15 protein-coding genes and 1 pseudogene are annotated in these 18926 nt (G+C 62.8%); 13 read left to right on the forward strand and 3 right to left on the reverse strand.

Annotation, left to right across the window (positions count from 1 at the left end; all coding sequences use genetic code 11):
* Positions 1-332 precede the first annotated feature (332 nt).
* The 6 genes from V5E97_RS27470 to V5E97_RS27495 all read left to right on the forward strand — a co-directional run bounded on the left by V5E97_RS27470 (position 333) and on the right by V5E97_RS27495 (position 8592).
* On the forward strand, positions 333-1379 hold the full coding sequence (locus V5E97_RS27470; RefSeq protein WP_406694761.1) for a lipase family protein: 1047 nt from the start codon (positions 333-335) through the stop codon (positions 1377-1379).
* A gap of 179 nt (positions 1380-1558) precedes the next feature.
* Positions 1559-2080, forward strand: coding sequence for a GNAT family N-acetyltransferase (locus tag V5E97_RS27475; protein ID WP_406694762.1), 522 nt, complete (start codon positions 1559-1561; stop codon positions 2078-2080).
* 434 nt (positions 2081-2514) lie between these two features.
* Complete coding sequence (locus V5E97_RS27480) at positions 2515-3915, forward strand: choice-of-anchor E domain-containing protein (RefSeq protein WP_406694763.1); 1401 nt, start codon at positions 2515-2517, stop codon at positions 3913-3915.
* Between the two features lie 338 nt (positions 3916-4253).
* Positions 4254-5279, forward strand: a complete 1026-nt coding sequence (locus V5E97_RS27485) for a DUF1587 domain-containing protein (RefSeq protein ID WP_406694764.1) — start codon at positions 4254-4256, stop codon at positions 5277-5279.
* A complete protein-coding gene (locus tag V5E97_RS27490; protein WP_406694765.1) occupies positions 5231-7231 on the forward strand; it encodes a DUF1592 domain-containing protein in 2001 nt (666 codons plus the stop codon). Before V5E97_RS27485 ends, V5E97_RS27490 begins: the two co-directional genes overlap by 49 nt.
* Positions 7232-7236: 5 nt before the next feature.
* Positions 7237-8592, forward strand: a complete 1356-nt coding sequence (locus V5E97_RS27495) for a DUF1552 domain-containing protein (RefSeq protein ID WP_406694766.1) — start codon at positions 7237-7239, stop codon at positions 8590-8592.
* 108 nt (positions 8593-8700) lie between these two features.
* Here the strand turns inward: V5E97_RS27495 and V5E97_RS27500 are convergent, their stop codons facing one another.
* On the reverse strand, positions 8701-9792 hold the full coding sequence (locus V5E97_RS27500; protein ID WP_406694767.1) for a Gfo/Idh/MocA family protein: 1092 nt from the start codon (positions 9790-9792) through the stop codon (positions 8701-8703).
* A gap of 328 nt (positions 9793-10120) precedes the next feature.
* On the opposite strand from V5E97_RS27500, the pseudogene V5E97_RS27505 reads away from it, so the two are divergent.
* From V5E97_RS27505 to V5E97_RS27525, 5 genes and pseudogenes are all read left to right on the forward strand, one after another.
* A pseudogene (locus tag V5E97_RS27505) lies at positions 10121-10780 on the forward strand (serine/threonine-protein kinase); the annotation flags it as partial.
* A 183-nt stretch (positions 10781-10963) separates the two neighbouring features.
* On the forward strand, positions 10964-11596 hold the full coding sequence (pncA, locus tag V5E97_RS27510; RefSeq protein ID WP_406701227.1) for a bifunctional nicotinamidase/pyrazinamidase: 633 nt from the start codon (positions 10964-10966) through the stop codon (positions 11594-11596).
* A 71-nt stretch (positions 11597-11667) separates the two neighbouring features.
* Positions 11668-12720, forward strand: a complete 1053-nt coding sequence (locus V5E97_RS27515) for an ArnT family glycosyltransferase (RefSeq protein ID WP_406694768.1) — start codon at positions 11668-11670, stop codon at positions 12718-12720.
* A gap of 68 nt (positions 12721-12788) precedes the next feature.
* Positions 12789-13448: a hypothetical protein gene (locus tag V5E97_RS27520; protein ID WP_406694769.1), complete on the forward strand. Its 660-nt coding sequence runs from the start codon at positions 12789-12791 to the stop codon at positions 13446-13448.
* Between the two features lie 226 nt (positions 13449-13674).
* Positions 13675-14169: a peptidylprolyl isomerase gene (locus tag V5E97_RS27525; protein WP_406694770.1), complete on the forward strand. Its 495-nt coding sequence runs from the start codon at positions 13675-13677 to the stop codon at positions 14167-14169.
* Between the two features lie 205 nt (positions 14170-14374).
* Here V5E97_RS27525 and V5E97_RS27530 read toward each other — a convergent pair whose 3' ends face one another.
* Together V5E97_RS27530 and V5E97_RS27535 are read right to left on the reverse strand one after the other, a co-directional pair.
* Entirely contained in the window at positions 14375-15289 is a 915-nt protein-coding gene (locus V5E97_RS27530; RefSeq protein ID WP_406694771.1) for a DUF1559 family PulG-like putative transporter, read from the reverse strand.
* A 126-nt stretch (positions 15290-15415) separates the two neighbouring features.
* Positions 15416-16246, reverse strand: coding sequence for an RNA polymerase sigma factor (locus V5E97_RS27535; RefSeq protein ID WP_406694772.1), 831 nt, complete (start codon positions 16244-16246; stop codon positions 15416-15418).
* Between the two features lie 268 nt (positions 16247-16514).
* Here V5E97_RS27535 and V5E97_RS27540 point away from each other — a divergent pair, with 268 nt between their 5' ends.
* Both V5E97_RS27540 and V5E97_RS27545 read left to right on the forward strand, forming a co-directional pair.
* Positions 16515-17300 (forward strand): ferritin-like domain-containing protein, encoded by a 786-nt coding sequence (locus tag V5E97_RS27540; protein WP_406694773.1) that lies wholly within the window; start codon positions 16515-16517, stop codon positions 17298-17300.
* A gap of 258 nt (positions 17301-17558) precedes the next feature.
* A complete protein-coding gene (locus tag V5E97_RS27545) occupies positions 17559-18755 on the forward strand; it encodes an acyltransferase family protein (RefSeq protein ID WP_406694774.1) in 1197 nt (398 codons plus the stop codon).
* Positions 18756-18926: the final 171 nt, after the last annotated feature.

The following is an 18926-nucleotide window of genomic DNA, read 5'->3' on the forward strand; positions in this document are numbered from 1 at the left end:
GTCCGTTGCCGCGTCTCCGAACCTGAAACCTGGGATCATTTGCCAAGCCTATTTTTGCGCGAAGTGCGCGGCGAGTCCAGGCAGTCCAGAATCAATTTTTTTTCCTGGCATCCAGGTGCTCCCTTTGGGGATCGCGGTCTCACCCCCCCTCCTCGTGACGAGGAGGCCGAAGGGGCGTGCAAAGCCAATGGGCCCTGGCCTTGAAGCTTCAGGTCGCTACACTACAAGTGGGCCCTTGCGGCCCGTCCTGAATGGGGAGAGGTTTCGGATATGGCGATGCAGCCTCTCATGGTCCCAGCTCTTGTCAACGGAACTGACTTGGTGAAATAGCTATGTTTGGAGCCACTCTGATCCTGGTGAGCCTGCTTCCTCTTTTCGGTGAGGATCGCCCTCATCGGGCGGTTGTCCCCAGTGATTTTCAACGCTGGTTCGATGCCGCCAGCCAGGGCCAATTGCAAATCCCGATCGAGGTCGAACGCGAAGCCGCACGCTATCGCTATGTCTTCGTCGCGGGATTCGGGAATGAGCGCATGCTAGCCTACTTTACGCAGAATGCCCAGGAGCTAAGGGCTCGGGGGGTTCCGCGTGATGCGATCCACTTCGTTTACCCAAGTTCGCACAAGTCGATTGAGGAAAACGCGGACGCGGTTCACGCCAAATTCCTCGAAATTGGCGAGATGGGCCCCGAGCCGCTAGTGGTGATTGCGCATAGTCGAGGGGCCTGCGATACTCTTGTCTTCGGGCTCGAGAACCCGGAGTTCGTGCGTACCCGGATCCGCGCTTTCTTCCTGGTGCAAGGTCCGTTCGGCGGGACGGGCGTGGCCGATTACGTGGCTGGCGATGGTCCGTCGATGGATCGCCGGATTCCCCTGCGTTACCGTGCCGTCGCCAATCTCCTCGGTCGTTTCGAGCAGACCAAGTTGAAACGAGGCAAGCACGGGGGACTGGCTGGGATGACCCAGCAGGCGTCCGAGGATTTTTGGGAACGGATTTTGGAGCGGCATCTCAGCGCGATCCCGATCGTCGGACCAAAGACGTTCTATGTGACTAGCGAGACCACCCCGTCTCAACAGCGGCTCTTCAAGCGGGCGACCGCGTGGTATCTCCAGACGTTCTCCGGGCCCAACGACGGCGTGGTGGCGCTGGCGGATCAGTCGTTGCCCGTTCTGGGCACGGTGCTGGCGGTTCTCGATGCCGGGCACTCCGACCTGACGAATCGCGGCCCTGCGACCCGCGCACCGCGTCAGCTTCGCCGGGCCTTGATCCAAGGGATTGTCATGGCGGTCGGGAAGCCTGAGGGCCTGCCGCTCACCGACGACCGCGCGGTTCAGGCGAGCGCTCCGCGGGACCTTTTTCCCCACGTTCAGCGAACCCGATAGCCTTCCGCCGTGTCTCTCCGACACGCGCTGGACTTCTTCGGCCATCGCCCCTTCGCAATTGCCCAAGGGTTCGTTATCGGCTCTTGAGCCCACGACGCGAGGTAGGGCGTTTCGTCGTTGCGCGGGGCGGCCCACCTCTCGTCTGAGCTTCTTGAATGGAAAAGTGAGCAAGCAAAGACATGGGTAATCAAGGTGTCGAAAACAGGATCCGGCCCGAGGCTCCGGGGGACGATGCGGCGATCCGCGAGGTCAACCGCCTCGCCTTTGGGGAAGAGGGAGAGGCAAGGCTGGTCGATGCGCTGCGGGACGGGGGCCATGTGCGGGTTTCGCTCGTGGCCGAAGTGGCGGGCCGGGTCGTCGGCCACATCCTGTTCAGCGACCTCTCGATCGTGACTCCGCAAGGGGTGGTTGAGGCGCTTGCGCTGGCCCCGATGGCGGTGGTTCCCGATCGCCAGCGCCAGGGGATCGGCTCGGCCCTGGTCCGGGAAGGGCTGCGGGCCTGTACCGAGGCGGGGCACCGAATCGTGGTGGTCCTGGGGCATCCGGAGTTTTACCCCCGATTCGGCTTCAAGGCCGGTTCTGCCGAACCGCTCCAGTCGCCCTACGCAGGTCCCGCATTCATGGCCTTGGAACTCGTGCCCGGTGCCCTCGGCGGGGTTGAAGGTGAGGTTTGCTACTCGCCGCCGTTTGGCGATATTTAGAAATAAAATTGGATTGGATATGTTTTGTGTGCGATGTGTGCATTTTGCCGTAGGGTGTGCACGGTCCACTAACCCGATTGACCCGCGGGTCGGCGGGCGTTGGTGTCCGTTCACCCACGGGGGCGAATCCAAGACTTCTGAAGGAATGACGGCCGGGCCGACCGTGCGCCTGAGATGGGCCTCTGGATGTTCCTCCGATTCGCTCGAGGCGGTAAGGTCGGGGTTCGCATATACAAAATCCGAAAAGCTCGTATGATTCCTAAAGTTTCACCTCGTTCGAGCAGCAAACCACATCGCACGCAGTCACTTCACATTCGATTCCCGTGACCCGGCACGAGGTTATGATGATTCCTAGAGCCAAGGATGGCCGGCGTGGTCGTTTGAACCGAACTTCTCCCGGACTTGGGCTCAGCCTTGGAGCACTCGAGGCGCGGATGATGCTAACGGCATCCGTTATCAGTGGTTACGTTTATCATGATGCCAATGGCGACGGTCTTTACGGGTCGGGCGATAGCCCGATTGCCGGCAGCCCGATCCAACTCGTGAACTCCGCGAAGATGGTCGTGGGATCGACCACGACCAATGCGTCGGGTCAGTATCAGTTTTCGAGTGATAGCACCGTTCAATTGACTCCGACCACATCAACTCAGGCCCTCTCCTTTCCTGCGACTCCGACGAACTTTACGAGGTCGGCCACGATTTCGCAGTTCGATCCCAGTCTCGGCACGCTCACTTCGGTGGACGTGACGTTCTCCGGGAAGTTGGCGAGCCAGATCAAGGTGGAGAGCCGAGATGGGACACCGATGACGGTCATCGGGCACGCCGAGGGGACCTTGGTTACGCAAGCGCCTGGCATTGCGGATCTGACGCTTCGGCCGACGTCCACGGTGACCTTCCCTGCCGCGGCCTATGATGGCCTCTCCGATTTCGGCGGAACCAGCGGCAAGGACTTCGGCGAAGTGTCGGCGAATGAGTCGAAGACCGTCACGCTGACCACGCCCAGCGATCTCGCGGCGTACACAGGGACAGGAACAGTCCCCTTCTCGGTCGGCGCCGCCTCCAGTTCGGCCGCCGCGGGCCCGGGCAACTTGCTCACCGAGATCTCCTCCACCGGCGAAGCCACGGTCGATGTGGTCTACCATTATCTGCCCCAAAGCGACTTGAGGCCGGGGCGCTACTCGATCGTTCAGACCACCCAACCCGCCGGCTATCTCCAAGGCTCCAATTCGCGGGGCGGGGCGGTGCTCCCGAAGAGCGCTGGGGTCGACACGATCGCGGTCACGCTCGCCGACAGCGACCTGTCCGACAATAATTTCGGCGAGTTGCTCCCCGCCGTTGCCGCTCCCGTCCAACAACCCTCAAGCAGGCTTTCCGGTTCCGTCTATCTCGACGCCAACAACAACGGCGTCAGGGATCCTAAGGAGTTTGGGATCGCGACGGTGAACGTGACGCTCCGTGGAAGAGACAACTCGAATCGAGCGGTCATGCTGTCTGCCACGACCGACGCTAATGGTGTTTATGAGTTTAATGGCTTGCGCCCCGGGCAGTACATGATCACCGAGGCGCAACCGGGCTCGTTCAGGTCGGGTCGCGAGACGATCGGCAGCCAGGGGGGGCAGGCGAGCAAGAACCGATTCTCCCGGATCGTGTTGCGTGACAACACCCAGGGCATCAACTACAACTTCGGCGAGCAGGCCCGACCGAATTGCAGCCTGGCCACCACCCTCTCCCGGGTCGACCGAGGCCTTCCTCTTCGTTCCAACCTGGGGCCGAACCTCCAACGCTACCTCCCCGGACTCGTCGTCTACAACACACAGCACCCTCGCCGCCGTTGAGCCGTCCCTCCTCGGCTTTCATCCCCCCTTGGGATCGCGGGCGACACGCCCGCCTTTTCGTTTTTTTAAACGCTCCGCGACTGGGCGAGAATCACGCTAGATTTCCGGGCCGGCCGTGCTCCTGCAAACCAACCTGTTGCGGAAATCGCAATAATGATCGGTTCGTTCGCTCGGTCACGGATCGTTGATTTTTTTTGGGGGGATTTCCCTCGAACCGAACACTACCCCCCGCCTACACGTCACCCGCCCCGCCTTGATCGCCTCGGCCGGTCCGGTTAATCTAATTATTGTTTAACGGGCGGCTGTCGGCGGGCGATGCGAGGGAGATTCGACGGACGATGCGACCGACCTTGCTTCTGACGGTGACGGGCTGCCTCCTGCTGGCGTTCCTCGGCCTCCGAACGGCCGCTGATAACCCTCCCCACGCGTCGGAGGCGGCCGCCGAGGCGGCTTCGCTCGATGCTCGCTTCCAGGAAAGCGTCCAGCCGTTTCTCGCCACGTACTGCATCGGGTGTCACGGCAAGGACAAGCCGGAGGGGGACCTGGACCTGACGGCCTTTACGACTGCCGAGTCGGTGGCCCGGGCACTTTCCCACTGGGAACTGGTTGTGGAGCAACTCGAAGCGGGGTCGATGCCTCCAGCGAAGGCGAAGCGGCGCCCGACGGACGAGGCCCGCGCGACCGTGATCGCCTGGGTCGGTGCGGTCCGCAAACGCGAAGCCAGGCGGAATGCGGGCGACCCCGGCCCGGTCCCCGCGCGGCGGCTCTCCAACGCCGAGTACGATCACACGATCAGGGACCTGACGGGGGTCGACCTCCGGCCGACCCGGGAATTTCCCGTTGACCCGGCCAACGAGGCGGGGTTCGATAACTCGGCCGAATCACTCGCGATGTCGCCGGCCCTGGTCAAAAAGTACTTGCAGGCCGCGCGACAGGTTGCCGATCACCTCGTCCTGAAACCGGACGGACTCGCCTTCGCGTCGCACCCGGTGCTCGCCGACACCGATCGCGACAAGTATTGCGTGAACAGTATTATCGACTTCTACAAGCGTCAGCGTATCGACTACGCCGACTATTTCTTCGCGGCCTGGCGATTCCGGCACCGCGAGGCCCTCGGTCAGCCCAACGCATCGCTGGCGAGCCTCGCCTCCGAGGCCGGGCTCAGCTCCAAGTACCTGGCGACGATCTGGGCCACACTCACCGACGGCCTGGAAGAGGTCGGCCCGACCGCTGCGCTTCAGGCGTTGTGGCGGAGCTGCCCCCTCCCCCTCCCGATGGAGATCGGACGGCCGCCGCGCGGGCCGGCTGCGAGCGGATGCGCGACTCGGTCGTTGCCCTCCGTCGCCAGCTCACGCCCGAGGTAAAGAACCTGACCGCGCGAGGAATCAGCAACGGGACGCAGCCGTTCGTGCTCTGGAAGAATCGCCAGTATGTCGCCAACCGAATGCGCTACGCGGAGGGCGCGTCCCAGCGGATCAAGAGGGAAGAGCTGGCGCTGGCGGGGGCGGCCGCCAAGGCTCTCGCCACTCCCGAGAAGCCGGAGGATGTTCCTCGCTTCGAAGCGACCTTCTCCCGGTTCTGCCGGACATTCCCCGATGCCTTTTTCGTGTCGGAGCGTGCCCGGGTCTATCTCGATGGGAAGGAAGACAAGAAGAACACCGGTCGGTTGCTGAACGCCGGGTTTCATAGCATGACGGGCTACTTTCGCGACGATCAGCCGCTCTCCGAACTCATGCTGGACGAGGCCGGCCAACGTGAGCTCGAGCGTCTCTGGCGGGAGTTCGATTTCGTCACGGGCGCTCCCATGCGGCAATATTCCAGCTACCTCTGGTACGAGCGGGCCGAATCCGGCTTCCTTCGCGACACGGAGTTCGACTTCATCAGGGCCGAGGACAAGGACGCCGCGTCCGAGGCGAAGATCGAGCAACTGGCCGAGGTCTACCTGGCGAAAGTCCGCCGGCTTGACGCCAGTGAGTTAGCGCACCAGGTCATCAAGGACCAGTTCGCGATCATCTCCGCGAGCATCCGCCGCGTCGAGCAGGACCAGGTTGCGGCCGAGCCCCGGCATATCGAGGCCCTTCAAGCGTTCGCTGAGCGGGCTTATCGCCGCCCGCTGTCGAGCGCGGAGAGGGAGGGTATCGCCGCCTTCTATCAGACGCTCCGCACGCAGGATGAGCTGAGCCACGTCGATGCCGTCCGCGACACGGTTGTCGGCGTGCTCATGTCCCCCTACTTCTGCTACCGGGTTGACCTTGCCGGGGAAGGTACGGGGGTGCAGCCGCTGTCGGACTACGACCTGGCCAGCCGCCTGAGCTATTTCCTCTGGGCCAGCATGCCCGACCGCGAGCTTCTGGACCGGGCCGCCGCGGGCGATTTGCACCGGCCCGAGGTGCTTGCGGCTCAGGCTCGCCGCATGCTTCGCGACGATCGCGTCCGCGGCCTGGCCACGGAGTTCGGCGGGAACTGGCTCGATTTCCGCCGGTTCGAGGAGCATAACAGCGTCGATCGCGGGCGGTTCCCCGCGTTCGACGACGAGCTGCGCCGGTCGATGTTCGAGGAGCCGCTCCGTTACTTCGTCGACCTGGTTCGTCACGACCGCCCGGTCCATGAGTTTCTCGACGGCAAGCACACCTTCGTCAATCCTGCTCTGGCCCGGCACTACGGGATGCCCGCGCCCGACGGGTGGGTCCGAGTCGACGATGCGACCCGCTTCGGACGGGGCGGGCTCCTGCCGATGGCCGTCTTCCTGACGAAGAACGCACCGGGCCTGCGGACGAGTCCGGTCAAGCGCGGCTACTGGGTCGTGCGCCGCCTGCTCGGGGAGAACATCCCCGCGCCGCCGCCCGACGTCCCCGACCTGCCGGAGGACGAGGCCAAGCTCGGCGACCTGACTTTGCGTCAGACCCTGGCCCGGCATCGAGCCGATAAAAGCTGTGCCGGTTGTCACGAGCGGTTCGACGCCATTGGCTTGGCCTTCGAGGGGTTCGGCCCCGTCGGCGAGGTGCGTGACAAGGACCTTGGCGGTCGCCCCGTGGATGTTCGCGCCACCTTCCCCGGCGGGAGCGAAGGGGCAGGCCTCGAGGGACTCCGGAGCTATCTTGACGCGAATCGCCGGGAGGATTTCGTCGACAACCTGTGCCGGAAGCTGCTGGCCTACGCCCTTGGGCGGAGCTTGCTCCCCTCGGATGACGAGACCATCGACACGATGCGCACGAGGCTGGCGGCCGATGGCCACCGCTTCGGCAGCCTGATCGAGAGTATTGTCGCCAGCCCGCAGTTCTTGAATAAACGAGTCGAAGCCAAACACGCGGAGTGACGTAGATGCAGAGCACTTCGGACCAGAGACAGCGCGAGAATGGCCGTGGCCAGGCGTCCCGGCGGACGTTTCTCCGCGGCGTGGGCGTGACGATGGCCTTGCCGTGGCTGGAGTCGGTCCCCGCCCTGGGTGCCTCATCCGTGGCAGGAGCCGCTGCGCCTTGTCCGAAGCGGTTTGCCGCCTTGTTCATGGGCTGCGGCGTCAACCCGACGCAATGGTGGGCCAAAGGCTCTGGCGCGGAGATGGAGCTGGGGCGTTGCCTCGAGCCGCTGGCCCCCTTGAAGGCGAAGATCAACGTCATCAACGGCCTGTTTAACAAGCAGGCCACGGGCGTCGGTATCCACCCCGGCCAGACCGGGAACATCCTGTCGGGCGCGGCCTTGCAGAAAGGGGCCGAGTTGAAGGGGGGGATCAGCGTCGACCAGATGCTCGCCCGGCACCTTGGCGAGGCCACCGTCCAGCCGAGCATGGTCCTCGGCTGCGAGCAGCCGATCACCGGCTACCACGAGACGAACTTCTCGATGGCGTACAGCTCGCACATCTCCTGGCAGAGCGCGACCTCGCCGGTGCCGATGGAGGTCTACCCGTCGCTTGCCTTCGATAGCCTGTTCGACAACCGAGGGAGCCGGCGCAATCAGAGCATCCTCGACCGCGTCCGGGACGAGGCCTCCGGCCTGAGCCGACGGGTCAGTGCCGAAGACCGGGCCAAGCTCGACGAGTACCTGACGAGCGTCCGCGAGATCGAGCGCCGGGTCGTGCCGATGCGGGCCGAAAAAGACCAGGCCGAGGACCGCGCCTCAACCCAAGGCAAGCCGCTCGTCACGATGACGCGGCCCGACAACGGCTTGCCGGAAGACATCCGCGAACACATGCGGCTGATGTGCGACCTGATCGCCCTGGGGTTCCAGACCGACAAGACCCGAATCGCGACCCTCCTGCTCTGTCGCGATATCTCGGGCCTCTTTTATCCCTTCCTCGACGTCCGGGCCGCACACCATGGTGCCTCGCACGACGATAAATCCGAAGCCTACGAACGTGTGACCCGCTACTACGTCAGCCAGCTCGCCTACCTCGCCACGCGCCTTGACGCCATGCCCGAGGGCGAAGGGACCGTGCTCGACAACACCTGCCTGCTGTTCACGAACAGCCTCTGGTCCGGCACCAAGCACGACGCCAGCAAGGTCCCTGTCGTCCTGGCCGGAGGCCTCGGAGGATCGCTCGCCACGGGCCGCGCACTCGACTATGCAGACAAAGGGGACGACAACCGCAAGCTCTGCAGCATGTACCTGTCGATCATGGACCGAATGGATGTCAAACTCGACCGTTTCGGCGACGCTGACGCACGCCTCGCCGGCTTCTGAGGCGAGTCTCAGCACGCCACGGGCCGATTTGCTTTCCTGGGATCGCGGCGCGGGTCGCACGCGGTCCCAGGATCATCGTTGGATAAGATTTTTCTCTCTTGGATGTGGTTATTTGTTTGTGGGTTGGCCCGAGGCTTCGAGCAATGTGGTCTGGACCGTCAGGTCGTGCTCGTAAGGGAAATCGGTCGGCTTCTCTCCGCGGATGATGCGGGCCATGTCGGCTGCGTCGTCAACGTAGCGGATGTATTTTGGAAATGAGATGTTTTGACGCCCTTTCTTGTACTCGCCTCGCGAAGTCGAGAGGACGAGGTGAGCCGAGGGGTTATCGAGCGGCTGGATCTGGAAGGTCCCTTCGGTGCCGCAGACGACCAGGTGTCGGCGCTCGCCCCCGTCCACTTCCATCGCGGTGGACTTGACCGTCGCCAACGCCCGCGGGTATTCGAACACGGCCAGCATGTTGTCGAGAAGGGCGTCGTCGCGGCTTCCGGCATGCCGCGAGAACGGTGTCACCTTGGTTGGCTTTCCCAACGCGCCGACCACCAGGTCGATGATGTGGCAACCCAACTCGAACATGATGCCGCCGCGATACTCGGCCAGCTCTCGCCGGGCAGCCGGATCGACGACTTTGCTCATGACCGCGTGAACCTCGAACACGTCTCCCAACCACCCTCGTTTCAGGAGGTCGCGGAGCAGCACCACGGCGGGGTTGTAGCGATACATATATCCCATCTGGACGAGCAGGTTCCGCTTCGCCGCCGCGTCCAGGATCCGGCGGTACTGGGGGAGTGACTCGCCGGCCGGCTTATCGAGATGGATGTGTTTGCCGGCTTCGACGCAGGCCTCAGCCGTGTCGAGCAGGTTGCGAACTCGCGTTTCGACGAGGATCGCTTGCACCCCAGGCGCGTTGAGCAACTGCTCCTGGCTCATCCACTTCAGATCGCGATACGGAGCCTGTGCCTCGGCCTTGCGACGCAACTCGGCGTCGGGCTCGACAATGCCAACGACTTCGTAGTCCGCGGATTGCCGGAAAACGGAGAGCTTGCTGGCATGGGCATGCCCCACTCCGATCTGTCCGATCTTGATGCGTGGTTGCGCCGGGCGGGCGGCTCCCGGCTGTGCGTTCGCCAGGCCGGAGGTCAGCGAGCAGGCGAGCGCCCCGCCGAATCGTTTGATGACCGCGCGTCGGTTTTCACCGTTCATTGGGAGAATCCTCGATGGCTCGATCCGTGATGCCCGGGGCGGCCGTTCATCATCCGAATCCCAAGGGATCAAATACCATGTCAGGGAGTGGCCAACCAGGTGACCGCGGATTTCTTCCTCGATATTCTGAGGTTCGGGTGGCTGCGATCGGTTGCCATGGGAGCCACCCAAACAGATTCTGCGGAGGAGCCAGGAATTTCCCGGCACCTCCGAGGTCGCGCCTGCGGCAATGTTCTCGATAAGGTCAAAGCGAATGTCCGACGATCCCTACTTGCGACTGACGAACGTTGGCCACTGCCGGATCCTGTCGCGGCTCGGCGAAGGTGGGATGGGGGTCGTCTACAAAGGGCATCACACGGACCTCGACCTGGACGTGGCCGTGAAGTTTCTCCACCCGCAACGGATCCAGGCGGGCGACGGGCCGGAGCGGTTCCTTCGCGAAGCAAGACTGGCCGCTCGGTTGAATCACCCAGGAATCGTCCGGGTATTCGACTGCGGCGAGGCCGATGGGCATTATTATATCGTGATGGAATATGTGGACGGCCAGAGCCTGGCGGACCACATTGAAGAGCGCAAGGCGGTCCCGGTCGCACGAGCCTTGCAAATTACCGAGTCGGTCGCCCGGGCGCTGGGCACGGCGTTCGACCAGATCGGGGTGATCCACCGTGATATCAAGCCGGCGAATATCCTGCTCACGTCGGCTGGAGCGGTGAAGCTGGCCGACCTGGGCCTGGCCAAGATCGTGGCCGACCTGGACGCCACCGTGGTCTATACCTCGGCCGGGATCGCGCTGGGGACGCCCAGTTATATGTCGCCAGAGCAGTTTGACGACGCCAGTCAGGTCGATCTCCGGGCCGATATTTTCTCGCTTGGCGCCACTTTGTACCACATGCTCTCGGGCGAGCTGCCGTTCAAAGGGAGCTCGCTTTTCCGGATCTTGAAGCAGGTCCAGGAGGCGGACCCCGACCCGCTCCCAGCTTCGGTGCCCGACTCGGTAGGAGTGATCGTCGCCAGGATGATGGCCAAACGGCCGGAGGACCGATTTCAGACGTATGCAGAATTGATCGAGACCCTCAGCGACGCACAACACTCACTGGGGGACGACACTCATCAGATCTCGACGCGGACGCTTCTCAAGCCATCGACCTCGACAATTATCCCCGCGGCCAAGGTGACCGGGCGGACGATCCGGGCGGCCTCGCCGACCGAGAACCGGGCGCTCCTGGTCGTCGACGTTCAGAATGATTTCTGCCCGAGCGGCGCACTCGCCGTGCCTGAGGGGAATTTGGTGGTTCCGATCATCAATAAACTTTCGCGGCGGTTTGCTCATGTTATCTTGACGCAGGACTGGCATTGCGAGGATCACCTTTCTTTCGTATCATCGCATCCTGGTGTGAAGCCGATGACTCAGGTTCAGCTCCATTACGGGTTGCAAATTCTCTGGCCCGACCACTGTATCCAAGGAACCCCAGGCGCCCAGTTTCACCCTGACCTGGATCTGGATCGCTGCGAGATGATCATCCGTAAAGGTTATCATCGGGATATCGATTCGTACTCCGCCTTCTTTGAGAACGATCGACAGACCCCAACCGGCCTGGCTGGTTACTTGCGGGAGCGCGGCCTGACTCGGTTGTTCATCGTGGGGCTGGCCACCGATTTTTGCGTCGCCTATTCCGCCATTGATGCGTGCCGCTTGGGATTTGAAGTTACGGTCATTGAAGAAGCGTGCCGCGGCATCGACGTGGATGGATCGCTCGCCGCGAGCTGGCAGCAGATGGCTGAAGCGGGGGTGATCCGGGCTTAAGGAAGAGCCGGCGATTCTCCTTCTGTACGGTGGCCTGAGATCGTTCATCTCACCGTGCCGGAGTGATCGCCGTGGTGCGAATACGCCCTCAGGAACTCGGCTCGGCTCACTCCCGGGAATTCCCCGGCGCGAACGGGGGACAGAGTACGCGGTCGGGGACTCGCCTTGATGTGGCGGTGGCCGGCTTGCTCGTCGTGGGTGTCCTCCTCTTGCTTCTCGTGACCATGGACGACTTTGGGATGACCTGGGACGAGGGTTTCACGGTCGAGCGTGAGGAGCGTCTCAAGGAGTGGTTCGCTCGAGTTGTCGGTGCCAATTCACGTGGAGTACAGGCGTGGTCTCCTCCCACGTCGAACCTGGAGTCGCGGCGTGATTATTTGAAGCGAGCGGGAGCGAGGGCCGCTTCGCCTTGGAGTCGCGACTCGCTTCGCTTCTTCTGGCCATTCGCTCGGGAGGAACCGAATGGGCATCCTCCATTTTATGCGTTACTTGGTCTGGGTGGCTGGGCTGTCGGACATTCTTTCCTGCCGCCGTTGGAGTCGTACCGGTGCGGGCCGGCGATCTTCTTTGCCCTCACGATTGGAGTCATTTATGGGTTCATGGCCCGGCTCTACGGCCGCTCCGCCGGGTTGACCGCGGCACTGGCCCTGTTGACGATGCCTCGGGTTTTCGCTCAGGCCCACCTGGCTTCCTATGACGCGCCGTTGCTCTGTCTCTGGTTCCTTGCGGTTGTGGCATTCTGCCGGTCAGAGGAGCCATCGCGTCGAAGATGGGGATGGATCCTTGCGTTCGGCATGGCCTGGGGCTGTGCCGCCGCGACCAAGTTCACCGGCTGGTTCGTGTCGGTCCCCTTGGTTGCTTGGGGTCTGCTTTATCGCGATCGCCAGGCTGCTTTCACGCTGTTGGCCGGGGATTGGTGGCCGCCTTCGTCTTTTATGCCCTCAACCCTCCGTGGTGGTTCGAGCCGCTCCAAAGTTTGCGGATTTTTCTCCAGTCCAACCTGGGCAGGGAGCAACGATCTCCGATTCCCACCCAGTTTTTTGGGCAGGTTTATCCCTTCTCGCTTCCTTGGTACAACACGCTGGCCTGGACGGCGATCGTCGTCCCGCCGATCGTTCTCCTGATCGCTTTGCTCGGTATTGCCAGGATCGTGGTTGGGCGGCTCCGGGATCGAGGGGGGACTCTCCTACTCTTGAATTGGCTATTTCTGATGGCGCTTCGCGCCTTACCAGGTGCGCCGGGACATGATGGCGAACGGCAATTCCTTCCGGCCTTCGTGTTTCTGGCCTGTCTGGCGGGCATCGGCGTCTCGGCCTTGCCCGCCGCCCTGGAGCGCCTTGTGCCTGGCCGGTTTGTTTGGCCGTTGACCGCTGTTTCGATGGCCTGCGCGGTGTTGACCGGAGCGTGGGCAACATGGCTCCATCATCCTTTGCAGCTGTCTTACTACAACACCCTGATCGGTGGCTTGTCCGGAGCCACTCGGGCGGGCATGGAGCCGACGTACTACTGGGATGGCTTGACTCCCGAAGCGCGGGAATGGCTCAACTCGCACACCGACAAGGGCCAGTCGGTAATGGTGGCCTACCCGATCCCCACCTTCGATTACTTACACCATTGGGGCCTGCTTCGTCCTTCCCCCCTGCCCTCCCAGGCGAATCCCCCAAAGTGGTATCTCCTTCAGAACCGGCCTGGCATCCTGCGGAGCTACCCCGTTTGTGCGTTGGCGGCCGACCTATTGAGCCATGCCCGTCCGGTCTTCGTAACGACCCTCGCGATTGCGCCCGACGTGCCCTTGGTGGCGGTCTTTGCCATCGAGGACGCGGCCGCGGTGGAACGCAAGCGGGACCAGTAATCAGAGCGCTCCGCCTTGGCCCGATCCCGTGGTGGCCAGCGATTTTGCGATCGGTCGGTCGGCGCGAGAATCCCAAGCAACTTGAGATGCGAGGTCTAAGTTGTTATTTTGAGCACAGTTAATTCTGCATACCGGCTCGATCGCCTCCGACGTTGCTGCGCCGGGGCCGGGCGCTATGTGGGGTAATAGAAACAAGAAATTGGGATCCGATCGAGGACGAAAGATTATGGCCAGGCCGAAAGTTTACTTCGACATCAGCATCGACGGCACCCCCTCAGGACGGATCACCTTCGAACTCTTCAACGACGTGGTGCCCGAGACCGCCGAGAACTTCCGCGCTTTGTGCACCCACGAGAAGGGGTTCGGCTACAAAGGTTCTTCGTTCCACCGAGTGATCCCCCAGTTCATGCTCCAAGGGGGCGACTTCACCAACCACAACGGAACGGGTGGCAAGTCGATCTATGGGAATAAGTTCAAGGACGAGAACTTCCAGCTCAAGCATGACAGGCCGTTCCTCCTGTCCATGGCCAACGCCGGCCCGAACACGAACGGCTCGCAGTTCTTCATCACCACGGTGATCACCTCTTGGTTGGATGGCAAGCACGTGGTCTTCGGCGAAGTGACCGACGGTTCCGACCTGGTCACGAAGATCGAAGCCCTGGGCTCCGGCAGCGGAACTCCGAAGGCCAAGATCACCATCGACGCCTGCGGCGAAGTTTGAGCTGAAGCCTCAACTCTCGTGGGGACATGAGTCGAGCCGGAATCTTGCGCGGTGGCGAAAGCTCTGTGGCTGGGTTCCGGCTCGCTTCCCTACTTTTTTTCGATTGCCGTGGCGTGGTGTAGCCGGCGAGTTCGTTGGCGTCGCAGGTTGAGCCGGGAGCCAAGCGAAGCGCGGCCGGCCTGACCTGAATCAGGACTTGGGTGCATCAGTAGGCGTCCGAGCCGAGGATTTCGCCGCCGGCTCTGGTGCAGAGCGCGCGATAGACGTCCAGGGCGATCGTCGACCGGACGAACCGCGCTGAGCCGTCGGCGAAGAGGAAGTTTCCTCCGCCGCTGTGCGGGCTGTAGAAGTCATCCGGCGAGGTTCCCTGGGCATTGAAGCCGACGTCGCCAGCGTGGGCGACCACCAACTCGCCGCCGTGGCCGATCGAATGGTAGTCGGGGATGCCGGCCGGTGCGTCGTCGGAAAACGAGCTGATCCCGCCGTCCGGTGCGCCGACCCAAGGGGTTTTGACCAAGCAGGCTCCGCGCTCGCCAACGGCGATGGTGGAACCGGTCCCGTCCAGAATCTCGGAATGCCGGACCACCAGGTTCCTTCGGAACAGGCCGTCACCCCGATCCGGGAAATCGTCGATTTCAAGCCCGGCGCCGAAGCAAGCCGCATAGCTATTGGTGTGGAAGATTCCGACCGGCGGGCTGCCATCGCGTCTGACCGTGAAGAGGCCGGCGTCGCGGTCCGTCGGGCAGATGTACACACCGGTAGCGGCCTGCCGAGTCGTCAGGTTCGCGGTCTGTTCGACGGGGAGTTTGAAATTGGCCGCGTTGTAAAGCGGGACTTGCTCGATCTGGGGAAGAATCAGGGCGGCCCAACTCCAACCCGGGCTCGTCTGGTAGGCGTTCGGACTGGGGGCCGCGACGTATCCCATCGGCAAGGCGCCGTGGACCTCGTGATAGGTCATCAGGGCGATCCCCATCTGCTTGAGATTGTTGACGCATCGGATCCGGAGCGACGCCTCACGGGCCGCCTGGACGGCGGGCAAGATCAACGCCCCCAAGACGCCGACGATCGTCAGAATGACCAGGATCTCAATGAGACTGAACCCTCGGCGTGCTATTGCCATCGCGACTTCTCCCGAATCCTCGGCGGGCCGGAACGGTGTCGGTTGGAATTGAACTTTGCCATGAGTCAATGAAGAGTTAATGCTCTTGGTAAGTGTTGCCATGATTGTTCTTCGCGGATGAGAAGATTAGTGGCAAGCTTTCCGGGCTGCCTCAACCAGCCAGGCGAGCCAGGTCCCCCGGTGCGGTGTCGGCAAGATCAGCATCAGTGCAATCCCCGACCCGAGGATTGCCGAAGCGGTGCTCGCGATCAGGCCGCTCCGAGGTGTCGGCCTCGGTTGCTTCCGGACGGGGTATGTCCGGCGCTGGCCCTGTTGCCGACTCATTGCGTTCAGGGTGGCCTGGATGAGTCGAGGCGGCATCTCCTCCGCCGACGTGTGGCGGGGCCAGAGCATGAGGAGAAGCAATGGTGTGAGCGTGAGGCCTCGGCGGTCGAGCCGGGCTTGGAGTCGTTCGCGGCCGCGTGCGAGCCGCTCCTTCACAGTGCTGGTGGGGCAGCCGATGAGCCGAGCCGCCTCGTGGCTGGTCCTGCCGTCGAGGTAGCAAAGTCGGATCGGCTCGCGGAGTTTCGCCGGGAGACGATCGATCTCCTCATGCAGGGCGCGGTGGACCTCCTCGGCTTCCACCTGGGAGTCCGCAGCCTCGACCTCCGCTCGTGGAACCTTGTGTTCACGAATTCGGCGCCGGGTCGCGTCCACCCGCGATCGCACGGCAATTCGGTGCGCGACGCCGTGGAGCCAGGGGCCGAGCGAATCTCGCTTGCAGATCGAATTCGCTTTGCCGGCGAGCAAGAGGAACGTGGACTGGTAGGCATCCTCAGCATCCTGGGATGGCCCGAGGACCTGTCGGCAGACGCGCCAGACCCTGGGGCCGTGCCGGGCCATCAGTGCTTCGAAGGCTTTCGCGTCGCGGTCTTCGACGAAGATCCGGAGCAACTCGCTGTCAGTGGCTGCGATCATGGCTGTCAATCCAATCGTCAGCGGCCTGGCCCCGATTCGACGACCCCGCCCCCTTGAGATAGTGCAACGAAGCCACGCTTTGGTCGGACTTTTCTTTTTGGATTTTTTGGGGGTGGCTGTTTCCCCTCGCCATCTGGAGGAAATCCGCGCTGGGGATGAAGAAACTGTCGACCGCCAACGGCCTTGCCCGCACTACTCAGGTGAACGGGGCGGACGTCACTTTCAGCGTCCCGGGCAGATGGGAATATCTTGTACTGGAGAACTCGTCATGCGTGACTATACTTCGAGTCAGAAGTTGAGCGTAGACCAGGGCGCGGCGGGCACGCCGCTGACCGCGGGGCAGCCGGCGCAGTGCTGCGATTCGCGGCGGTCGTTCCTCCGAGGGGCGACCGCGACGGCGGTCGCCGTGCCGAGCCTGATTGTGGCGACGTCGTCGAGCGTGCTGGCCGCCAAATCGAAACCGAAGCCCAAGCCCAAACCGGTCCCGCTTCCCCATGTGGAGGTCGATCGGAAGGTGGTTCAGGTCTTGATCCATGAGATCCAGAACGACGAGGCAACTCATGTCACAATCCTTCAGAAGTTGCTCGATGACTCGGACAATCCGCTGAACCCGAAGATCCGGCCGACGCCGGTCCTGAACCTTTCCAGCCTCGTTCAGCACAATCTCCAATCGTTCCTGACGACGGCCGCCGCCTTCGAGAACACCGGCTCGGGGACCTATGGGGGAGCACTCTTCGCTGTCCAGCAGACCGAGGAATACTTTCCAACCGCCGTCGGGCTTTGCACCGTCGAGTCGCGCCACGCCTCGTTTTTGAACGCTCTCCTCAGCCAACCGCTTGTTCCGGACTTTGCGGCCGTCGAGTCTCCGATCCAGCAGGGAGTGACCCTGTCGCGCGTCGCCCCCTTCGTCTCCGACCCGGTGGTCGGGTTCCCCTCGTTCGACCCGGTCAACGCGTCAGACCCCAACAACTTCCGGATCCTCGACTTCCTCCTGTTCCTGGAGTACATCGAGGCGGCGTTCTATCGGATCAATGTTCCACGGTTCTTCCCTTGAGTTACGGACGGGCCCCGACTGTCGGGACACCTGCCTTCGATTTTGGCGACTGCGATGGTCGAATGCGGACGCACGGCGGTGTCCACCGACGTCAACCCATTACCCCCCTCCCCCTTGCTCCGCGAAACCCGAAATGGACCGGGGATCCGATTGGCCTTCCCAATGCGACCGAGTGTTAATTAGTCTTTACAGTCCCCAGGATCAGGGAAGAGTCGGCGTGATCGCGAGAGCGGTGCGCCCGGAAGTCGAGGATCGACGATGTTGCCACCTCTGACGCGCCCCTCTCGCTACCGTTCGCTTGATCTTTGGAGGGGCGTTGCCTGCCTTTCCGTCGTGATCTATCACGCAGGGTTCGCCTTGGAACTGACGGATCTGGACGGGGTTGGGGCCGGTCCCGCCCGCTGGATGCGGCTGGCCTGCATGGGCGCGCTCCGGATGATGTATGTGGGCGTGCCGATCTTTTTCGTCATCAGCGGCTATTGCATCGCCGCCAGCGCCGATTCCACACGTCGCAAGGGGGATTCGCCCTGGACGTTTCTGAAACGTCGTTTCTGGCGAATTTATCCGCCGTATTGGGCCTCACTGGTCGGGTTGATCGCACTCGTCGCGATACTCGATGCGACCGGATTGACCCGGTTCTACACCACGGTCGCGCATCAGCTCACGCTACGGTCGCCAGCCGATCTCTCCTGGATTCAGTGGCTGGGTAACTTCACCCTGACCGAGACCTGGCGGGGGAACGTCTGGGGCATGGAGCGACCGGGATGGGGCGAAGACGTTTTCACGCGGGTCGCCTGGACGCTCTGCTACGAGGAGCAATTTTATTTCCTCTGCTTCCTCGTGCTGGCGATTGCGCCACGACGTTTGTATCGCGCACTGGGCCTCGTCTCGGTGCTGATTGTGGGCTATCGGGTTTGGGCCTGGCGAGCGGGCTGGCTTGACCGAATCGACGGAGCCTTCCCCGTTTACTGGCACGAGTTCGCGGCCGGCATGGCGGTTTACTGGCGACTCACCGTGGCTCGGTCGGCTCTGGCAAAGCGGGCCGTCGAGGCCATGCTCGTAGCGATGTTCGGGATCGGCTTGCTCTGGGGCCTGCGCTCCACGGCCGGCGCCGGTGCGTTCAGCCTCATCCTGATCGCCCTGCGTCGATGGGACAATCCTCTGGCTGACGCAAGCAGCCACTTTCTGCGTGGACTCCACGCTTGCGGCGAACGCTGCTACAGCATCTACCTCGTCCACCTTCCCGTCTGCACACTCACGATCGTCGCTTTCCGCGAGCTTCATCTCACGGGATTCTGGACCCGAGCGTTCCTCGTCGTGCCCCTGGTCTCTCTGGCTGCGACGGCCGCCGGCTGGCTGTTCTTCGACCTTGTAGAGCGTCGCGTCCATACCCCCAAATCGGCGAGCCACACGCAGCCGAGCCCCTCCCCCGCGACCGAACTCGCCCTGAGCTGAGTTCGGGGAGGGGAAACCTTAGCGCTCGCTCTTCATAAAGCTTCGCCTCACCCGCCAAGACGTGCTTAACGATTGATCAGGATCGGATTTTCCCGTGGGTGGGCACGGCTCACCATCCTTATCTCCTTGCCAAAGAGGAGGTTAAGATGGTGGGCCGTGCCCACCCCATGG

The organism is Singulisphaera photorubra, assembly GCF_045290345.1.
Taxonomy (GTDB): Bacteria; Planctomycetota; Planctomycetia; order Isosphaerales; family Isosphaeraceae; genus Singulisphaera.